This window comes from Pseudomonas defluvii, assembly GCF_001695625.1.
GTDB classification, from domain to species: Bacteria; Pseudomonadota; Gammaproteobacteria; order Pseudomonadales; family Pseudomonadaceae; genus Aquipseudomonas; species Aquipseudomonas defluvii.
In genome coordinates, this window is record NZ_MBPN01000345.1 from 1 (window position 1) to 341 (window position 341).

Below are 341 nucleotides of genomic sequence, written 5' to 3' on the forward strand. Positions count from 1 at the left end.
TGCATCCAATCGAAGATCGGGCGCGGGTCGGTCAGGTCGGAGTAATTCGGGGCCAGGAGCTGGGCGATCTTGCCGCTGGTGAGCTTTTCCAGCAGCGGCAGCAACGATGCGACGATCTTGTCGAAGTAGGTCTTGTCGTACCGAACTGCCGAGCGCAAGCCGTCGAGCACCGGGTCGTAGTTGCGCGCCTGGGAAAGGTACTGCTCCAGCGCGACCACGCGCTTCTCGCGCCCGATCATGTTGCGCGGGATGTTCTTCTCGTTGAGCTTGGCCTCGATCTGGACGATCACCTCCCAGGCCTTGGGCTCGGTCTTGGCGAAGTAGTGCTGGGCGTACTCGAT

The 341-nt window shown here is 61.9% G+C and carries 1 pseudogene; it reads right to left on the reverse strand.

Features of this window, described 5'->3' with window-relative positions:
- A pseudogene (locus EKA13_RS27620) lies at positions 1–341 on the reverse strand (type IV conjugative transfer system coupling protein TraD); the annotation flags it as partial.